The sequence below is a fragment of the Wolbachia endosymbiont of Aedes albopictus genome, assembly GCF_024804185.1.
Lineage (GTDB): Bacteria > Pseudomonadota > Alphaproteobacteria > Rickettsiales > Anaplasmataceae > Wolbachia > Wolbachia pipientis_B.
This window is the reverse complement of sequence record NZ_CP101659.1, coordinates 1-16,844: the sequence shown is the minus strand read 5'-3', so window position 1 is coordinate 16,844 and position 16,844 is coordinate 1. Positions and strand designations below refer to the sequence as shown.

The window sequence follows — 16,844 nt, the reverse complement described above, 5'->3', positions numbered from 1 at the left end:
AGTACACCTTCCATTTTATAGCACATATATTTATATGTATATATATATATGTATATGTATGTATATTTATATATGTATATATTTATATATCAAGCATTTTATTAACCTTAGCTGCGGATTAGAAAGCAGTCAGGAAAATAGGATTATTGTTATAATTTCAGAATACGTTATTATGGGTATTCTTGTAGGTTTTTTACCATTGGCTAGTTGCAAAGTTCTCATCTATTATTTTACAATAATCATCTACAAAACAGAATAACTCTGTTATATTCTTATGCATTGCCTATTGTTGCTAAAAGCTCTCTCTATTCTCTTTCTAATCCGTAGTTAGCGTTAAAACAGGTGCTCGAGCGTAACATCGCAGGTATCGTCAGTTAGCTCAGCTTTTCTGGCTCAGCTAAAGTTTTTTGCGTTTTAACTAAATGCTTACATACCAAGTTGCTTTTCCTTTTCCATGCTGAGTAATGTGATTACTCTTCACAAGATTATATACATGCTTCTTTAAGGTATTGCAGTTTGCTTTAGTAATATTTTCTAAATCCTTTATTGTAAGACGTCCATGTTTGCTAAGCAAAACTAATATTTTGGCTGAAAGTGGTGGTAAATAAAGATTTAACATTTTTTCATGTGACACCTTTTGCTCAAGATGAGACTTTTGCTTTTGTAGTGATCTTAAAAAAAACATAAGCCATGGATTAAAATCATAGCTGCCCGTCTTCAAAGATTGTTGAGTACGACGTAAAGCTAAGTAATAACTCTCCTTGTTACCTTCAATTACACTTTCAAGAGAACTGTAAGGTACGTATGTATACCCTAACTTTAGCAGTAAGAAAGTTGTAAGAATACGTGATAACCTTCCATTTCCATCTTGAAAGGGGTGGATAGCCAAAAAAGTAACTATAAAGATACCAATAATTAATAGATGGTGTAACGATTTCACTTCTAATTGCTGGCTAGTCCAATAAATAAGTTCTTGCATTTGTATCACCGTCTCAAATGGAGAAGCTGCTTCAAAAATTATGCCTAAGCTTTTTCCAGATTCATCAAACGCTTCAACATGATTGGGAAATTTCTTATATTCTCCCATGTGTCTTTGATCTTTATATGAAAATTGCAAAAGCCAGATATGAAACTGTTTCATGATGTTTTCTGTGAACGGCATAGTTTCAAAGTTTTGAAACACTTCTTCACACACATACGCATATCCAGCTATTTCTTGTTCATCCCGAGAACGAAATGAGCGTGTATCAAGTCTGGATAATAATTGTTCAACTTCACGGTCTGATAATTTTGCCCCTTCAATACGAGTAGAAGAACCGATACTTTCAATTGCTGCGATTTTTTTGAGCATTTGTAAACGTTCTGGAGCTAAATTACCAAATAATTGCCATGCTCCTTTAAATTCATCAATTTCAGCAACTAATTTTAGTATTTCAGGTGTTATTTCAATTTTTGAAATATCAAACATATCCGTATTCTTATCTCAATATACCCAATTATATTTGAAAATATCCTATTAGTAAACTCTTAAATTGTTGCGCTCTCATTAGTTTTTTGCATCTCTCTGGCTGGCCACATCTTCCAGTAAAAAAGGCAAATTTCTTTTAAGAGCATACTTTTCATACTTCTATTTAGAGTCAAGATATTTTAGTATTTTGTTGGTGGTAATCACATACAGTCAAGCAAGAAAAAGGTGGTCTTCCTTGACTGTATGGTTTTTGAATGCTTTTTGTTGTGGTTTAGCTGCTTCAGGATTATCCAGCTTTTTATAGCATTTCAGGAGTATGGTTGAGAAAAAGACTTCAACCGATCCATTTAAACTGTGCAAAGTGTCAACCATATTACACCGTCCACTTCATTCTAACAATTTTCTGCCGCTTCGCTGAACAGATACAAAATTCCCTTATCTTCGTAAACGTTAATGAATTATCCAAAATAGCGATAAAGAGCACGCATAATATTACACCATCACAACAAAAACTTCATATTCAGCCTTCCACGCCAAAGTTACAATTTGATAACGCGAGCACATTATCCCAGTTATTTACCCCTTCCTCTTCCACAAGAATTCACTTTATTTTTCTCTCTTCTCTCCTGCTCTTTGGAGGTATGTTTATTGAGGCTAGGTATACTTCCTGTAGCACCAACCTCTCTCTTGGAAGAATGTACTGTTTTTTTTGGTTTAACATCATTGCTCCATTCTTTCTTAGATTTAGGAACATTTTGTCGTGAACTATACGAGCCTTGTTTTTGCCTTACCCCACCGGATGCGCTACTCGGGTTAGAACCTGAATCGGTTACTTTATCTCCCTCACTAATATTCTGCACACCTGAGAGAGCAGTAAAATTACTTGCAAAGCCAGATGTATTAGAACTTGAACTATAACTGCTCTTACCTTTCTCTCGTCCTTGAAAAAGTTGTGTTGAACATTCACTTTTCTGTGCTTTTAATACTTCCTGAATATCAGCAAAAACTGATATAACACCAGGATGATCACCACCTAATATTTTCTCTTGAGCCCCATACACTTCCTGAAGAGGTCTTAAAGCATCATCAAATTTACCTTGTTTAAAAAACACTCCTGCAATATCACGCACAACTGATAAAGAAGCTGGATTATCACAGCCTAACTTGTCATATATTATCTTATAAACTTTTAAACACTCCTCATCTTTACCTTGGGTGCGATACAGCTCTGCCTTATTATGAAGAACCTTTAATTTACTGTAACTACTATAACCACCACTTTCTCTTTTGTTGAATACATCATCAAAAATGCTATCAGCATCCTTTAACCGACCTTCTTTTGCAAGTTTTACTCCAACATTTAAAGAAGCACCCATAACATCATCATCGGGGTTCGAATGCACAAAAAAAGATGTTCGCCTGGATCCAGATAGACCTTTATTCGCAACATTTAAAGCAGCCATGCCTAAGTAGAAACTACCTTCTAAATCTTCACTTTCCATACTTTTAACCTGACTCTTCTCCAATTCTTGTTCAGCACACAAAAGTTGTTCTCTACTACTTAACGTAGTATTAATACCTAAGAACTTATCTCTAAAAAATTGATGCATATTACCTTTAAGACCAAGCGGCGTACTATGGGCTTGTGGACTTTCGTTACTACTCTTTGGTAGCATATAACCTGTATTTGAAGAGGATAATGAAGAAAAAACCTTACAATAGCTAGCTGAACTACCACTACGCATCTCTTTTAATATATTAGTAAGCTCTTCTTGTAGTTTTTCTAGTAATGACAAAACTTTTTCCTGTTCATTACTAACTTGTTCTTCTAAAAAACAACATAGATGCTGTAGTTGTGAAAAATCCTTCTTCTTATCAAATTTCGCGTCAGCTAAACTTTTCAGTATAGATGATAGTTCTGACGATTGTTGAATAGTCATTTTGCTATTTTTTAATTCCTCACGTAGCTGTTTTAGCATATCTGATAACTTCTGAGCATATGACTTACCATTTGACTTATCATCTTGAAGTACATGAACCATATGTTTTAATGTTTTTAATACCTCATCATCTAATAGACCTTGAGAACATTTTTTGCCTTTTTTTATTGCTTTTTCTAACCTTTCCAATTGAGCTTCATCGCAATTCTTCTGCACAATATTTATAGCCTTTAGTTTGTCATATTGTACATATAAACTGTTCTCTTTAATGTATTCATGAGCAACAAAAATCGATATTTTTTCTTTGAGATAATTTTGTTTCACAGCCTTATCACCAAACTTTACATTTAAATAACCTTCCAAATACCTCCAACAAATAACGGACTTAAAAGACTCATACCCCCCCCATAAAAAGCTTTGCTTCTGGACATCCACGACTAGCATCTTGGAGAAGCACGCGAATTTCTTCTTTTTTCTTTTCATCTGCTTTGTAACCAAATCTACCGCTGAACAGCGCAACCGCATACGAATATTTCGCATCAAAAAAAGATTCGGAAGATAATCGTTTAAGCAGACAGTCCGCAGTAACAAGCTCCTTTTTATTTGATATCATCTCTTTTGCTAACTCATATTCTACATATTCGACTATAAATTCTAATTTTTTCCTTCCTCTCTCTTCTCCTACTGTGTTCAGATAACTAGTTAGCTGAATAGAATCTAAGTTACTTGCTCCAATAAAACCCAAGAGATTGTCCCTTAAAGTGGTAGTTTCAGTATACCGCAAGACATCAGCGAAATGCCTTTTCCATGACATTTCCGATTCATGTTGAATCACTTTGCCATAATTTCCTGGATTGTATAATTCCATAATTCCAAGTATAAAACTACTCAAGGGAGAAAAAAACTTCCCTGAGTCAAGCATACATTTAACAGCCTCTTTGATCACTTCTTGTGGAGCACAGTCTACTCCCGACATGTTTTTAAGAGTGATATTACCTTCTATAGCCTCCTTGAACTTTATTATCGCATATGCGAACATTCCATATTCGAATTTCTTACTTGCTGACTGACAAATCTTACCCTTAGCTTGATCCACGTCTCTTTTTTTGAACAGATCAATCGCGTCATTGTAATCTCGCATGCCATCTAGATAATGGTCTTCCTCCTCGTATGATTGATCTCTTGAACCATTTTGACTGTTTGGTGAAGTAACTAGTGAAGTATCTGATGAACTACTCAATGATGAGCGACCCACTCCTGTATTCGGATCTTCCTGTAGTAAATCACGACAATCTACAAATTCATTATAATCAAGCATCATATTTAGAAACACTTCTCTATATCTCTCGCAATGAGCATCCTCTAAGTAACTAACTTTTGGTAACAAAACATTAGATGACTTCTTTCGCGATGACTCCCGTTGCTTAGAACGGATCTTATCTATTCCTCCTTGTTGCAAACTGTGCATTCCAACCATCCTACAACTATTTTGTATATTCAGGTAGTAACGACTACTACCTACATCTGCATTATAATAAGACTCTCCGCCTTGTCCACAATTACTTTGCATAAAACCTTTATCTTTTTTCTCTACCGCTTTTGAACCAGGTGGAGGTGGAGACAAAACCTTGGCTTTAGCCACCCTCTCGGGTCCTGTAATGTTTATCTTTAGTGGATCACGAGAAGTCGATGAACAATCATCACTTGTTAGTTCAGCATCAGCAGATGGTTGTCTTAACTCATTAGAAGTGCTCTTCTCTGATCCACTGTTTGAACTAAGTGTTAAATCTTCTATTTGTAGCAGTGGAATATTTCTACTTGCTACAACATTACTCTTTTCTAGTGCTAAAGAATCAACACCAACAAGCTTCAGAACATCCATAACTTTTTCATTTATTGTTACACCTTTTTCCCTCAGCTCATCTACCAATTTTTGCATTGGTTCTTTACGAAGAGCAACACAGCCTTTCATTATCTTCTCTACATTGTCTACGTTTATCTCTGAATCTTTTCCTTTATTAGGTTCAACGAGCATGATTTCTTTGAATACCAATCTAGAGAAAAGGTTTTGTTGAGCATGACCTACCCTATTAAATTTTGTGATTACTTTTAATACTTCTCCCTCTATATCTTGCTTTAAATCACTTAATACTTCTTTTACCTTACCTTTATCAGTTGGATCATTACGACTATCATGAAAAATTAGCTTGTTAGTGCCTTCTGCTATCGCATATATTTGCTTATGTTGATGAAAAAACAACTCTACTATTATGCCATATATTACACCTTGTGATAGTTTCCTCTTTACTTCGCTTACATTCACTCCATTTTCTTGAAGTTTTCTCTTGATATCGTTTATTCCTGCTTTCCATGGCAATTTTATTTTGTGCTCATCTACCAGTGCTATTAGATCTTTTTCGGTAATGTCTTGTTCCTCTACTGTTGCTCCTTTTTCTATTAATTCTTTTATGAGCGCTTTGCGATCTTCTGCCTGAGGTTGTACCAATGACTGTAAAACATCTATTACTGCAGTTTTAGTCATGTTGTAAATATCTTGAAGTTCATCGCATGCTTCAAATTTATCTTTTGACATCCTAAGAATAAGCTGAGCTATATCTCCGCTTAACATTCCCAATAATGAATCTGTGAAACCTTTTTCTATTACTTTTTCTAGAAGCTCTTTAAAAAATTCTTCCTTCTCTTGTACTGATATTACACTTTTGCCATTAACTGAACATCGATAGTTCTGCAAATAGCGCACATTATCAAGATACTGTACTCTATTATATATAGGATGTAATGTGCTATATATTCTGTCTACAAGAAGTCTCGCTGATCCAGGACTATCTTGATCAATTGTATATTCTAGTAATTCTACTATTGTAGCAAAACCACTGAACTCTCCTTTCCAAAAGTATTGACCAATTGCCATGTTATTGGATGAGGTAACCATACTACCATCCTTCTTCTTATTCTCTCGACTCTTATTCTCTTCATTACAAATAAGCTTTAATAAATTAGTTTTATCCTCCTGAACTATTAATTCCACAATTTTTCTGCGCTGCTCTTTTGTTATTTTTGGATGAAGTATCTCAAGAACTTGAAACGTACCATTCACATCAATAGAACCTTTATCATCTAGAACTTTCACATTTTTTTCCACCTCACTTATTACTTCAGGTAACTTTTCTTCTCCTGCTTCTAACATATCGATAATATACTGGGAGAATCCACTAAATGCCGGCACTGATGAAGGATTATTGTATACTGAGCCTATTTCTCTCTGAAAGTCGTTATAAATAATATCACTAGCATTAAAACTCAGTGTATCTAATACTGTTATATTATCTGGCAACTCAACATTGATAAGTCTAAGAATATTATAAATTTCTAAGTTAATTTTGTTTATTTTTATACCTTCCACCAATTCTTGCATTGGTTCTTGACAAAGAGCAGCACAAGCTTTTATTATCTTCTCTACATTGTCTACGTTTATCTCTGAATCTTTTCCTTTATTAGGTTCAACGAGCATGATTTCTTTGAATACCAATCTAGAGAAAAGGTTTTGTTGAGCACGACCTACCTTATTCAATTGTATGATTACTTTTAATACTTCTCCCTCTATATCTTGCTTTAAATCACTTAATACTTCTTTTACCTTATCTTTATCAGTTAGATCCTTATAATAATCATAAAAAATTAGTTTATTAGTGCCTTCTGCTATCGCATATATTTGCTTATGTTGATGAAAAAACAACTCTACTATTATGCCATATATTACACCTTGTGATAGTTTCCTCTTTACTTCGCTTACATTCACTCCATTTTCTTGAAGTTTTCTCTTGATATAGCCTTTCCCTTTTCCTTTCAATAATAATTTTACTCCGTGCTCACCTGCCAGTGCTATTAGATCTTTTTCGTTAATGTCTCGTTCCTCTACTGTTGCCCCTTTTTCTATTAATTCTTTTATGAGCGCTTTGCGATCTTCTGCCTGAGGTTGTACCAATGACTGTAAAACACGTATTACTGCAGTTTTAGTCATGTTGTAAATATCTTGAAGTTCATCGCATGCTTCAAATTTATCTTTTGACATCCTAAGAATAAGCTGAGCTATATCTCCGCCTAACATTCCCAATAATGAATCTGTGAAACCTTTTTCTATTACTTTTTCTAGAAGCTCTTTAAAAAATTCTTCCTTCTCTTGTCCTGACATTATACTTTTGCCATTAACTGAACATGAATAATGACCCAAATATAGCGTACTACCAAGATACCGTCCTTTATTATATATAGGATGTAATGCACTATATATTTTGTCTACAAGAAGTCTCACTGATCCAGGACTACCTTGATCAATTGCATAGTTTAGTAATTCTGCTATTGTAGCAAAACCACTGAACTCTCCTTTCCAAAAGTATCGACGATCTGCGCTGTTATTGAATGAGGCAGCCATACTACCATCCTTCTTCTTATTCCATTGACCCTTATTCTCTTCATTACAAACAAGTTTTAATAGATTAGTTTTGTCCTCTTGAACTATTAATTCCACAATTTTTCTGCGCTGTTCTTTTTCTATTACGTTACTAAGCGACTCAAACAATGCAAATATCCTCTTTGCCTCGAAAGCTGTGCCAGGAGATATGTCAATTTCACATACTAACCTTACCACTAGCTCATCTAATGCCTGAGGAAGCTGTCCTAAATTATCTTTTGCCTTTTCTCCCCTTATCCACTTCTTCGCAACAGCATCAAAACCTACCTTCGTCCCTAATAACTCTATCCACCAACTCTCTCCTTTTTCCTTCTTTTCTTCTATAAATTTTTTTATATCTTTTTTTAACACCGAATTCCAAGATTCTTCAACATCAATGTCATTTACCTCTGATACATCACTCTCATTTCCTGATGCTTCTGAATTAAAACTTGTTCTACGTGACGTAGATCCACTCTTGACTTTATGCCCTCTGGGTACTTCAAGCAAACTACTATCTGGTATTGATGGTTGCTCAGATTCATTCTGCATAACATCTATTAATGATTGCTCAGCTTTTTTATCAGAATCTTTACTTACTTTGCTAGCTTTAGCTCTTTTGGCAGGTGTTTTGGAAGGCGTTTTCTTGACAGACTTAGATTCCTCGATAGAAGAAGCTCTTTGCATATTTACCCTAATTGATACACCGCTAACATACCATAAAAAACTAATAGTTCAATATGCTTTAAGTAGAATACTCTAACTGCAAACTCATCAATTCCTAATTTAGATGTATGTCCCAGAGATACCTAATTCCGCATTTCGGGACTATACACACTATCAGAAACTGAAGCTAACTGCAATACCCGTGGAGCAACTAAATTCGTCCCAGTATGAGAAGATGCCTGTTCCTTTCGAAAATCATATAATTTTCTTTCCACCTTATATCTTTCTTCTATAAAATTTTCGCGTTCTTTTTTCAAACTAGAACTCTTTTTTCTATACGATGAAAGCACTGCATCGACGCAATAATTAATAGACACGAATAGACCTGCAGCACTACCAAGCGAACCAAGGGTATTAATGATAGGATTATGTTCAGCTCCTGCATTATAATCTTCATATATCTTAATAACAGAGCCAAAAGCTGCCAAGAGTCCAAAAATACATTTTGTTGTGTGCATGGCACGCCCAATTAGCACTAATTTTTTATTGCTATCTTCTACTTTTCCACTCAAATTACTGATTTTTTCATCATAGCACTTAACAAACAATTTTGCTGTTTCTTTATCGTCAATATACTTCCGTGCTTTATAAAACTTTTCATCTAGGAGCTCAACGTCTACATGTTCTGATTCTAAAAGCTTTTTAACTGCGTTACTACTTTTTAAACGCACAGCTTCATGTAGAGGTGTATAATCTCTTTCACCCTTTCTGTTAAAATCTTCATGAGTTAAGTACTCAAAAGCAGTTGAAATGCATTCTAGGTTATCACTTTCAACAACTAGAGTAATTACATCCTTTCCTTCTCTATTCTTAGTATTAATAACTTTAGAAAGCGACCCTCTATTTAAATAACCATTATCACTTAGAAAATTAATCCCTGAATTGACACCTTCTCTTTCACAGATATCGAAAAATTGTGAATTCAGATTTCTTAATTCCTGAAGTTCGTAATGTTCTCTTCCATCAGCATATCCCTCTTCCATGTTTCCTTCTGGATTATTAGCAAGATTTGACCTAAACATATTTCTAAGCCTCTGGGCAAACGCTAACATAAACCCCTCTTGGTATCAACCCGAACATATTAAAAAATATTTTGCTTGCATCAACTTTTTTTAAAAGCACGGAAGTATAGGGATATTACAGATGTTTTCTGAATAAAGCTACAGCAAACTATACCTGATTACAAATAACGCTATAAAAACCTTTTAAAACGTTTTATCGTGTTTCTATACCTCAAAGCATATCTGCAAACGAGCTAATTAGTATTGTTTACTAACTCATGTGCACTTGGTTAATTTAGTTTCCCGATTTCGTCAATAGATAATTCTGTTAATCTAGCAACGGTAGTGACATCCATACCTTCAGCAAGCATTGCCTTTGCCATCTCAATCTCTCTCTCCTTTCTACCTTCAATTCTACTTTGCATGATGCAGGAAAAGTTGTCATCCTCACGTTTCTTATCATCATAGTATATAGCACGTTCTTCCTTGGTCCAATTATATCCAACCAACTCATTATAAGCCCTGCCAATAACCTCATCGCTCCCTACTATTTTTTGTAGATCCTCTTCACTAGTCTCACTTGCATACTTAAAAAAGTAACACCATTTTTCGAATATATTTTCTAATTGGTCCTCTTTTGTTTTTGTAAACTTTGGCAATTCAATAAAGACAAATTTAAAATCTTTTAAGTAATGTCTATAGGTTTTTATATTAAGTATGTGATGAGTGGAAATATGTTCAGAATCCTCAGGAAATAGAACGAAGTCAGTGATAGCAATGAAGATAACTTCTTTTAGGTCCTGATATTTACCACCTACGTCGGCTTGGCTAAAATAAGCTCCAGCAGCATAGTACTGTGCACGTTTTTCGAAGCCAGTAGTTCTGGCGACCTGCATCTCAACAATCGTTTGAATACCTTTAGAATCTCTACAGAGTACATCGACAATACTCTCCTTTTGAGAGGCAATATCGGGGTTTAGAATAGGATTTAAGAACTTCACGTCCTTTATTTTAGCTTCACCAGTGAGACCTAGAATATCATTGAGAAGGTGAACAAGAATGTCTTTATTCTTCTCAGTGCCAAAGATACGCTTGAACGCGTAATTGTTTTTTGGATCTAAAAACTTTGATAAAACCATAAGAAATCCACTTAAAAACCATTAATAATTATACATTATTTTTTACAAGTATTCAACTTTAAAACAACTCCATAAACATTTTTATACAGCCCTCCTTTCTTTATTGAAAAATTAAAAAAATGTTGTAAAATTGTCATAGTGGTAGATTTTGGTAAAACTTATGGCAGATCAAAAAGTCAGTATGACTTTCAGTAGTGAACTTTCAGGTTGTCTCATTGACTTAGCTGCAGTTGCTGAAAAGCCTGTTCAAGAGCTAGTAGAAAAGATAATGCAACAAGTAATCGATGAAGTAGAGAATATTGGAGCATCCAAAATCATTGAGGAATGCGAGGGTGAGGAAAGAATAAAGATTGATGAAGAAACCTTACAAAAAGTTATATTTGGTTGAATGTGCTAAACGCGTTCTCAAAAAAGATATTCCTGCTTTACCAGCAGATATAAGGTCTATTGTCCTAGAAATAATAAATGGAGTTCTTACGACTAATCCAACTAGTGTTGGTAGAAAACTGCTTGGCGAATTTGAAGGGCACAGAAGGATAGAAGTCAAGAATTACCGCATGATTTATTGTGTAGATACTACAGAACACAAAGTGGATATTGTTTCAGTAAAGCATAGACAAGGTGTTTATAAAAAGTTCAAGCCACAAAAACATTAAATATATTTTTATACAGCCCTCCTTTTTATTCTATTTTGGATCACACACACTCAAACCATGTAGATTTGCTCGCATCAACTTTTATTCAAATTTTAAGGGGCATTATAGATGTTTTCTAAATAAAGCTATAGAAGACTATCTGATTACAAATAACGCTATAAAAACCTTTTAAAACGCTTTTATAAGCATGTCTGCAAACGAGCTAAGTTATGTGCACTTGGTTAATTTGACTTTAGTTTTTTGATCTCATCAATTGGAAGACCAGTAGATTCAGCTATTAAGTCAACAGATACATCAGCTTTAAGTAGGTTTTTTGCAACTTCGATTTTTCCTTCGATTTTTCCCTCGATTCTACTTTGCATGATGCAGGAAAAGTTGTCATCCTCACGTTTCTTATCATCATAGTATATAGCACGTTCTTCCTTAGTCCAATTATATCCAACCAACTCATTATAAGCCCTGCCAATAACCTCATCGCTCCCTACTATTTTTTGCAGATCCTCTTCACTAGTCTCACTTGCATACTTAAAAAAGTAACACCATTTTTCGAATATATTTTCTAATTGGTCCTCTTTTGTTTTTGTAAACTTTGGCAATTCAATAAAGACAAATTTAAAATCTTTTAAGTAATGTCTATAGGTTTTTATATTAAGTATGTGATGAGTGGAAATATGTTCAGAATCCTCAGGAAATAGAACGAAGTCAGTGATAGCAATGAAGATAACTTCTTTTAGGTCCTGATATTTACCACCTACGTCGGCTTGGCTAAAATAAGCTCCAGCAGCATAGTACTGTGCACGTTTTTCGAAGCCAGTAGTTCTGGCGACCTGCATCTCAACAATCGTTTGAATACCTTTAGAATCTCTACAGAGTACATCAACAATACTCTCCTTTTGAGAGGCAATATCGGGGTTTAGAATAGGATTTAAGAACTTCACGTCCTTTATTTTAGCTTCACCAGTGAGACCTAGAATATCATTGAGAAGGTGAACAAGAATGTCTTTATTCTTCTCACTGCCAAAGATACGCTTGAACGCGTAATTGTTTTTTGGATCTAAGAACTTTGATAAAACCATAAGAAATCCACTTAAAAACCATTAATAATTATACATTATTTTTTACAAATATTCAACTTTAAAACAACTCTATAAACATTAAATATATTATTATACAGCCCTCCTTCCTGATCCATTCTCTACCTTAGGTGGCTTCGCTCAGCTCAAAAAAAGCTCATTTTTTTGGTATACCCCCCTATAAATTATATACTATATTATATTTATATATATAATATAGTATATAATTAGGGGAGAGGCGACGAAAACAAGATTTAGAGTTTGAGGAGCCTCCGGTTCAAGGTAGAGAATGGATCAGGAAGGAGGGCTCAGGGACGTTATCGCCAGAGATATCAACTATGTTTTTGTAGAAAGTTCAGCAAGTCTTGTGCAAAACCCTGTTTTCAAATCATAATGTTCGTGTAAGTGTTGTCATTTTATAGTATTCTTGCATATTGAAACTATAAAATTCAATTTATGTATTTACGTTCTATAACCCCAGTTTTAGAAAGATTTTCTAAGCTTTATCCTGCTCTGGGCATTACAGGCCCCAGACAGTCTGGTAAAACAACTATTGCAAAAACGTTGTTTAAGCATTTGCCGTACGTATCTTTAGAAAATATTGACACTCGTTTTCAAGCGCAAAATGATCCTAGGGCATTTCTAGCTAATTATCAGCAGGGCGCTATTTTTGATGAAGTACAGCACGTGCCTGAGTTATTATCATATCTTCAAGAAATAGCTGATGAGTCTCCTGTAAAGGGTCGATATGTACTAACGGGGTCTCAAAATTTTGCTCTTAGTCATCACGTTTCTCAATCCCTTTCAGGACGCATAGGCATGACAACACTATTGCCCCTCAGTTTATCTGAGCTTGGTACGTTTATAAATGTTAATTCAGCTATTTTTAAGGGAGGGTATCCTGGATTACATAGCCTTAACATACACCCACTGGATTTCTATCCTAGTTATATCCAAACCTACATTGAGAGAGACGTTCGACAACTTAAAAATATTGAAAACATTGGTAGATTCCAAACCTTCCTCAAACTGTGTGCAGGTCGAGTAGGTCAGATTCTTAATTTATCATCTTTTGCTCAAGATTGTGGCATTTCTCATACAACTATGCGGCAGTGGCTGAATGTTTTGGAAGCTAGTTACCTAATATTTTTTCTTCAACCATTTCACCAAAGTTTCAACAAGCGTTTAATCAAGATGCCAAAGTTATACTTCTATGACACTGGTCTTGCTTGTACGCTCCTTGGCCTTGAAAAGGAGAGTCAACTAGAAACACACTACCTTAAAGGAGCTCTGTTTGAAAATTTGATTGTTTTGGAGATTTTCAAGAAGCACCTCAATCAGGGATTACCTGCTAATATATACTTTTGGCGTGACCGAACGGGACACGAAATAGATTTATTAGCAGAACGGGGTGGTAACATTCATGCTATTGAAATTAAGGCTGGTTCCACGTTTCAGAGTGATTTTATTAAAAATGTACAGTATTTCTGTAAACTCTCTCAAACAGCTAAGGGATATTTAATCTATACAGGTCAGCAGAATGGTTCACACGCAAAAGTTAAACTTGTGCCAATAAATGAAATAGATCAACTTACCAAGTAGAACGATTCGTTAACTTGATTGTCTTATAGCAATACCCACGCAGTAAATACCTTGCTTTTCCTTGAATTCAAATCCTTAATAGAATCACTAACCACATATTGAGAAACTTCTTTTTGAACTAAATCAATAAAACTTTTGGATCAGACTTATCCATGAAATATCCGTTGTTTAGATGGTTTTTTAGTGCTTTCTCATAAGTTATATATTTACGCTGTAGCTGCTGTTCCAGTTGAGCATCTTATGAAAGACTGGTACTATAGAATTTTCAGTTTATCAGGAAAAACCCAATTTTTTAAATTGCTTAGCTTCAATTATTAACACATTTAGCGTGGAATTGATTTTTTATGAAACCTTAGTAACGACCAGATTTTTTACCAATAAGACTTTTGAAGTCAGAAATGGATTGAAATCGCTAATTTTTGGAAAGAATTGTGTAAAGCGTAAAGTTACGCTTTACACAACTTAAATTTTTTGGTAGAAAATTTTCGTTACCAGCAAAAAGGTCTACCAGCACCAAACCATGCAAAAAGATTTTTACTTTAATAAAAAAGAAAGTCAAGTAAAAAAAACTTCTTTTTACTGTAAATTTCATAATTTTGACTTACGTGGCAGCTCGCACTTAGTTAATGTCAACAGCAAACATGTCAGAGCACAAATCAACTCTAGAAGAAGAGTAAAAGCGCGAGAAAAGTCAGTTGAGCGTAAGCGTCCAGTTAGAACTTTCGATGATGAAACGCGTCTTACTGCCAGTGAACTACTACAAGTTTTAAAAAATAAGGAAGTAAGATGGTTTAAAAATGGAACTTCTGTTCCAGAAGAACATAGTAGCTATCTTTCAGAACCGTTCAATCCGCACAAAGCAAAGAAAATCTTTTCCAATGCAGCCCAAAAAGAGGCGGAAAAATACTTTGTGGAGATAGTAAATGATAAGTTTTACAGTCTAAAAACGTCGCAAGCTCCGGACGTACTATCTATTAGAGAAGATGCGATAAAAAAAGTTTTCGAAAAGTTCCAGGATCATCCTGAAATTAAGGTGATAATGGTCTACGTCAAAAATCTCTGGATAACCTTTGATGAGCATTTATACAGCATTAGAGGTATGAAAGAAAAAGTTGACCGCCACATAGACTTTATAATAAAAAACACCAGTGAGGAAAGAGAGGAAAAACTACTTGCTGCAGGAGCAACACCCGACAAAGTATATCAAATTTTCAGGACAGTACAGGGATATAATCTATACCAAATAAGTCTGCTAAGCAAGCGAGGAGGAGCTGCTGTTGAAATATACGTGAGAAAAGAGCTGGAGCGGCGGCTAAAACTCATTTTCAACAGGTTTAAAGACAGAATGATCAAGATTGGAGTAAACACGGAGAAAGACTTTTTCTTGATCGCGCGGCGGCATGTTTCTTTTCTTTTCAACAAGAAGTATATTCAGAGCAGAAGAAGGGTATTGCGGGAGCTACGCCACATACTATCTTGTATAAGAGAAAATCCGTTTGATGTTCTGGAGGATTACAACAAACTGTACAATCTACAGGGACCCTAAATAAGAAGTAAAAATGTTAACGTTTCACCTGAAAGTGACCCTCTTATTGCTTAATTGAAAAAGGCTCATAAAAAACTTGGTAACTATACAAGTTTTGTACTACTTTTACTCTAAAATTAAGTAGTTTTTTTATTTTTTCTAAAAGTTATCTACAGTTTTATTAGTAACAATAGTATATATGTACATATTATATTTTTTTAGTATATTCTTATTATAAAAGTTGGAAGTGCCCCCATATTATAGTAGTAAAGGGACAAACAGTTATACGTGAGTTATCCACAGTTATTTCTCTAAGGCTTTAATATACCCTTCTATAGCCCTTATTATGATAGGAGTCATTTTATCCTCTGTCTTAAAGGCTATTTCTCTTAATTTTTGATGTAAATCAAGTGGCAATTTTAGTAGCAACGAGTGTGTTGGCTTTCGCTCTTTAATAAAGGCTCTTTCTCGTTGAGATTCCTTTCTATAACTTAGAGTAGAACTAATAGCAGCAGAATTATTAATTTCACTTAATCTGTTTCCACCTTGTGCTATAGGGACTCTTCTATTGGACATTTAAGACCTCCTTGTAAACAGATTCAAATTCCTTAATTGCCTTTAAATCAGCCGGTTTATACTCAACAGTTGCCATACCTTTACCAGAGGCACGTCGAACTGCAATGCGTTCACTCAAAAAACTATCGAACCTTGTTAGGTTATCAAAACCGCTTAAAAAACCATCACAGTCTTCGATTTCTTTTTTAGCTGTAGCTGGGTTAGTACTTACTCTATTAATTAGCACTTTTGCGTTCAGGGTCCTCGAGCAGCTTTGAAGGTTGGCAACTAAATTGTTCAGAGTTTCAAATGTCCACATATCAAATTCAGATGGAATAATCGGAAATATAGCTAGATCAGCTAATAATAAGGCAGCTCTCAATGCTTCATTATTTATTCCTCCTGCATCAACAATAATGTCCCGACATTCAGACTGTAAATTTCGTAATTCATCTACAATTACTTCACCATCTTGAATCGTTTGTCCGTTCAACACCTTTTGGATACTGTCAACTCTAGGCAAACTTTGGTCCTCGTCTCGTCGATACGCCCATAAGGTAGTTGTCCTTTGCGGGTCAAGATCGTAGAGGAGGATGTTTCTATTTTCTATAACGCACATCGTCGCTATATTTGTAGCTATGGTCGTTTTACCACTACCACCTTTTTGACCACCAATAACTATTACCAT

General features: G+C 34.8%; 13 protein-coding genes and 1 pseudogene. 4 read left to right on the top strand and 10 right to left on the bottom strand.

Features of this window, described 5'->3' with window-relative positions; all coding sequences use genetic code 11:
- Positions 1–138: 138 nt before the first annotated feature.
- The 7 genes and pseudogenes from NHG98_RS06380 to NHG98_RS06350 form a co-directional block, all read right to left on the bottom strand.
- Positions 139–280 (bottom strand): annotated as a pseudogene (locus tag NHG98_RS06380) (IS982 family transposase); the annotation flags it as partial.
- 138 nt (positions 281–418) lie between these two features.
- Positions 419–1,468 (bottom strand): Fic family protein, encoded by a 1,050-nt coding sequence (locus tag NHG98_RS06375; RefSeq protein WP_259245612.1) that lies wholly within the window; start codon positions 1,466–1,468, stop codon positions 419–421.
- A 210-nt stretch (positions 1,469–1,678) separates the two neighbouring features.
- Positions 1,679–1,840, bottom strand: a complete 162-nt coding sequence (locus NHG98_RS06370) for a hypothetical protein (protein WP_259245611.1) — start codon at positions 1,838–1,840, stop codon at positions 1,679–1,681.
- A 200-nt stretch (positions 1,841–2,040) separates the two neighbouring features.
- On the bottom strand, positions 2,041–3,843 hold the full coding sequence (locus NHG98_RS06365; protein WP_259245610.1) for a tetratricopeptide repeat protein: 1,803 nt from the start codon (positions 3,841–3,843) through the stop codon (positions 2,041–2,043).
- Positions 3,803–8,566, bottom strand: a complete 4,764-nt coding sequence (locus NHG98_RS06360) for a hypothetical protein (protein WP_096617901.1) — start codon at positions 8,564–8,566, stop codon at positions 3,803–3,805. The genes NHG98_RS06365 and NHG98_RS06360 overlap by 41 nt, the downstream gene beginning before the upstream one ends.
- Before the next feature lie 122 nt (positions 8,567–8,688).
- Positions 8,689–9,657, bottom strand: a complete 969-nt coding sequence (locus NHG98_RS06355; RefSeq protein ID WP_096617899.1) for an ankyrin repeat domain-containing protein — start codon at positions 9,655–9,657, stop codon at positions 8,689–8,691.
- Positions 9,658–9,896: 239 nt separating this feature from the next.
- Positions 9,897–10,745, bottom strand: a complete 849-nt coding sequence (locus NHG98_RS06350) for an Rpn family recombination-promoting nuclease/putative transposase (RefSeq protein WP_259245620.1) — start codon at positions 10,743–10,745, stop codon at positions 9,897–9,899.
- A 160-nt stretch (positions 10,746–10,905) separates the two neighbouring features.
- On the opposite strand from NHG98_RS06350, the gene NHG98_RS06345 reads away from it, so the two are divergent.
- Both NHG98_RS06345 and NHG98_RS06340 read left to right on the top strand, forming a co-directional pair.
- Complete coding sequence (locus NHG98_RS06345) at positions 10,906–11,133, top strand: hypothetical protein (RefSeq protein WP_259245619.1); 228 nt, start codon at positions 10,906–10,908, stop codon at positions 11,131–11,133.
- Positions 11,099–11,401 carry a type II toxin-antitoxin system RelE family toxin gene (locus NHG98_RS06340; protein ID WP_259245618.1) on the top strand — a complete coding sequence of 101 codons (303 nt, stop codon included), beginning with the start codon at positions 11,099–11,101 and terminating at the stop codon, positions 11,399–11,401. Before NHG98_RS06345 ends, NHG98_RS06340 begins: the two co-directional genes overlap by 35 nt.
- Before the next feature lie 221 nt (positions 11,402–11,622).
- Here the strand turns inward: NHG98_RS06340 and NHG98_RS06335 are convergent, their stop codons facing one another.
- Positions 11,623–12,477: an Rpn family recombination-promoting nuclease/putative transposase gene (locus NHG98_RS06335; protein WP_259245617.1), complete on the bottom strand. Its 855-nt coding sequence runs from the start codon at positions 12,475–12,477 to the stop codon at positions 11,623–11,625.
- A 453-nt stretch (positions 12,478–12,930) separates the two neighbouring features.
- On the opposite strand from NHG98_RS06335, the gene NHG98_RS06330 reads away from it, so the two are divergent.
- Together NHG98_RS06330 and NHG98_RS06325 are read left to right on the top strand one after the other, a co-directional pair.
- Complete coding sequence (locus NHG98_RS06330; protein ID WP_259245616.1) at positions 12,931–14,076, top strand: ATP-binding protein; 1,146 nt, start codon at positions 12,931–12,933, stop codon at positions 14,074–14,076.
- Between the two features lie 520 nt (positions 14,077–14,596).
- Positions 14,597–15,622: a hypothetical protein gene (locus NHG98_RS06325; protein WP_259245615.1), complete on the top strand. Its 1,026-nt coding sequence runs from the start codon at positions 14,597–14,599 to the stop codon at positions 15,620–15,622.
- A 282-nt stretch (positions 15,623–15,904) separates the two neighbouring features.
- Here the strand turns inward: NHG98_RS06325 and NHG98_RS06320 are convergent, their stop codons facing one another.
- Positions 15,905–16,177: a hypothetical protein gene (locus NHG98_RS06320; protein WP_259245614.1), complete on the bottom strand. Its 273-nt coding sequence runs from the start codon at positions 16,175–16,177 to the stop codon at positions 15,905–15,907.
- Positions 16,167–16,844: a nucleotide-binding protein gene (locus NHG98_RS06315; RefSeq protein WP_259245613.1), complete on the bottom strand. Its 678-nt coding sequence runs from the start codon at positions 16,842–16,844 to the stop codon at positions 16,167–16,169. Before NHG98_RS06315 ends, NHG98_RS06320 begins: the two co-directional genes overlap by 11 nt.

Bases quoted from the DNA above. Each gene is read 5' to 3' on its own strand.
- NHG98_RS06375 (WP_259245612.1), bottom strand. From the start codon at position 1,468: ATGTTTGATATTTCAAAAATTGAAATAACACCTGAAATACTAAAATTA.
- NHG98_RS06345 (WP_259245619.1), top strand. From the start codon at position 10,906: ATGGCAGATCAAAAAGTCAGTATGACTTTCAGTAGTGAACTTTCAGGT.
- NHG98_RS06330 (WP_259245616.1), top strand. From the start codon at position 12,931: ATGTATTTACGTTCTATAACCCCAGTTTTAGAAAGATTTTCTAAGCTT.
- NHG98_RS06340 (WP_259245618.1), top strand. From the start codon at position 11,099: ATGAAGAAACCTTACAAAAAGTTATATTTGGTTGAATGTGCTAAACGC.
- NHG98_RS06355 (WP_096617899.1), bottom strand. From the start codon at position 9,657: ATGTTAGCGTTTGCCCAGAGGCTTAGAAATATGTTTAGGTCAAATCTT.
- NHG98_RS06335 (WP_259245617.1), bottom strand. From the start codon at position 12,477: ATGGTTTTATCAAAGTTCTTAGATCCAAAAAACAATTACGCGTTCAAG.
- NHG98_RS06325 (WP_259245615.1), top strand. From the start codon at position 14,597: ATGCAAAAAGATTTTTACTTTAATAAAAAAGAAAGTCAAGTAAAAAAA.
- NHG98_RS06320 (WP_259245614.1), bottom strand. From the start codon at position 16,177: ATGTCCAATAGAAGAGTCCCTATAGCACAAGGTGGAAACAGATTAAGT.
- NHG98_RS06315 (WP_259245613.1), bottom strand. From the start codon at position 16,844: ATGGTAATAGTTATTGGTGGTCAAAAAGGTGGTAGTGGTAAAACGACC.
- NHG98_RS06350 (WP_259245620.1), bottom strand. From the start codon at position 10,745: ATGGTTTTATCAAAGTTTTTAGATCCAAAAAACAATTACGCGTTCAAG.
- NHG98_RS06370 (WP_259245611.1), bottom strand. From the start codon at position 1,840: ATGGTTGACACTTTGCACAGTTTAAATGGATCGGTTGAAGTCTTTTTC.
- NHG98_RS06360 (WP_096617901.1), bottom strand. From the start codon at position 8,566: ATGCAAAGAGCTTCTTCTATCGAGGAATCTAAGTCTGTCAAGAAAACG.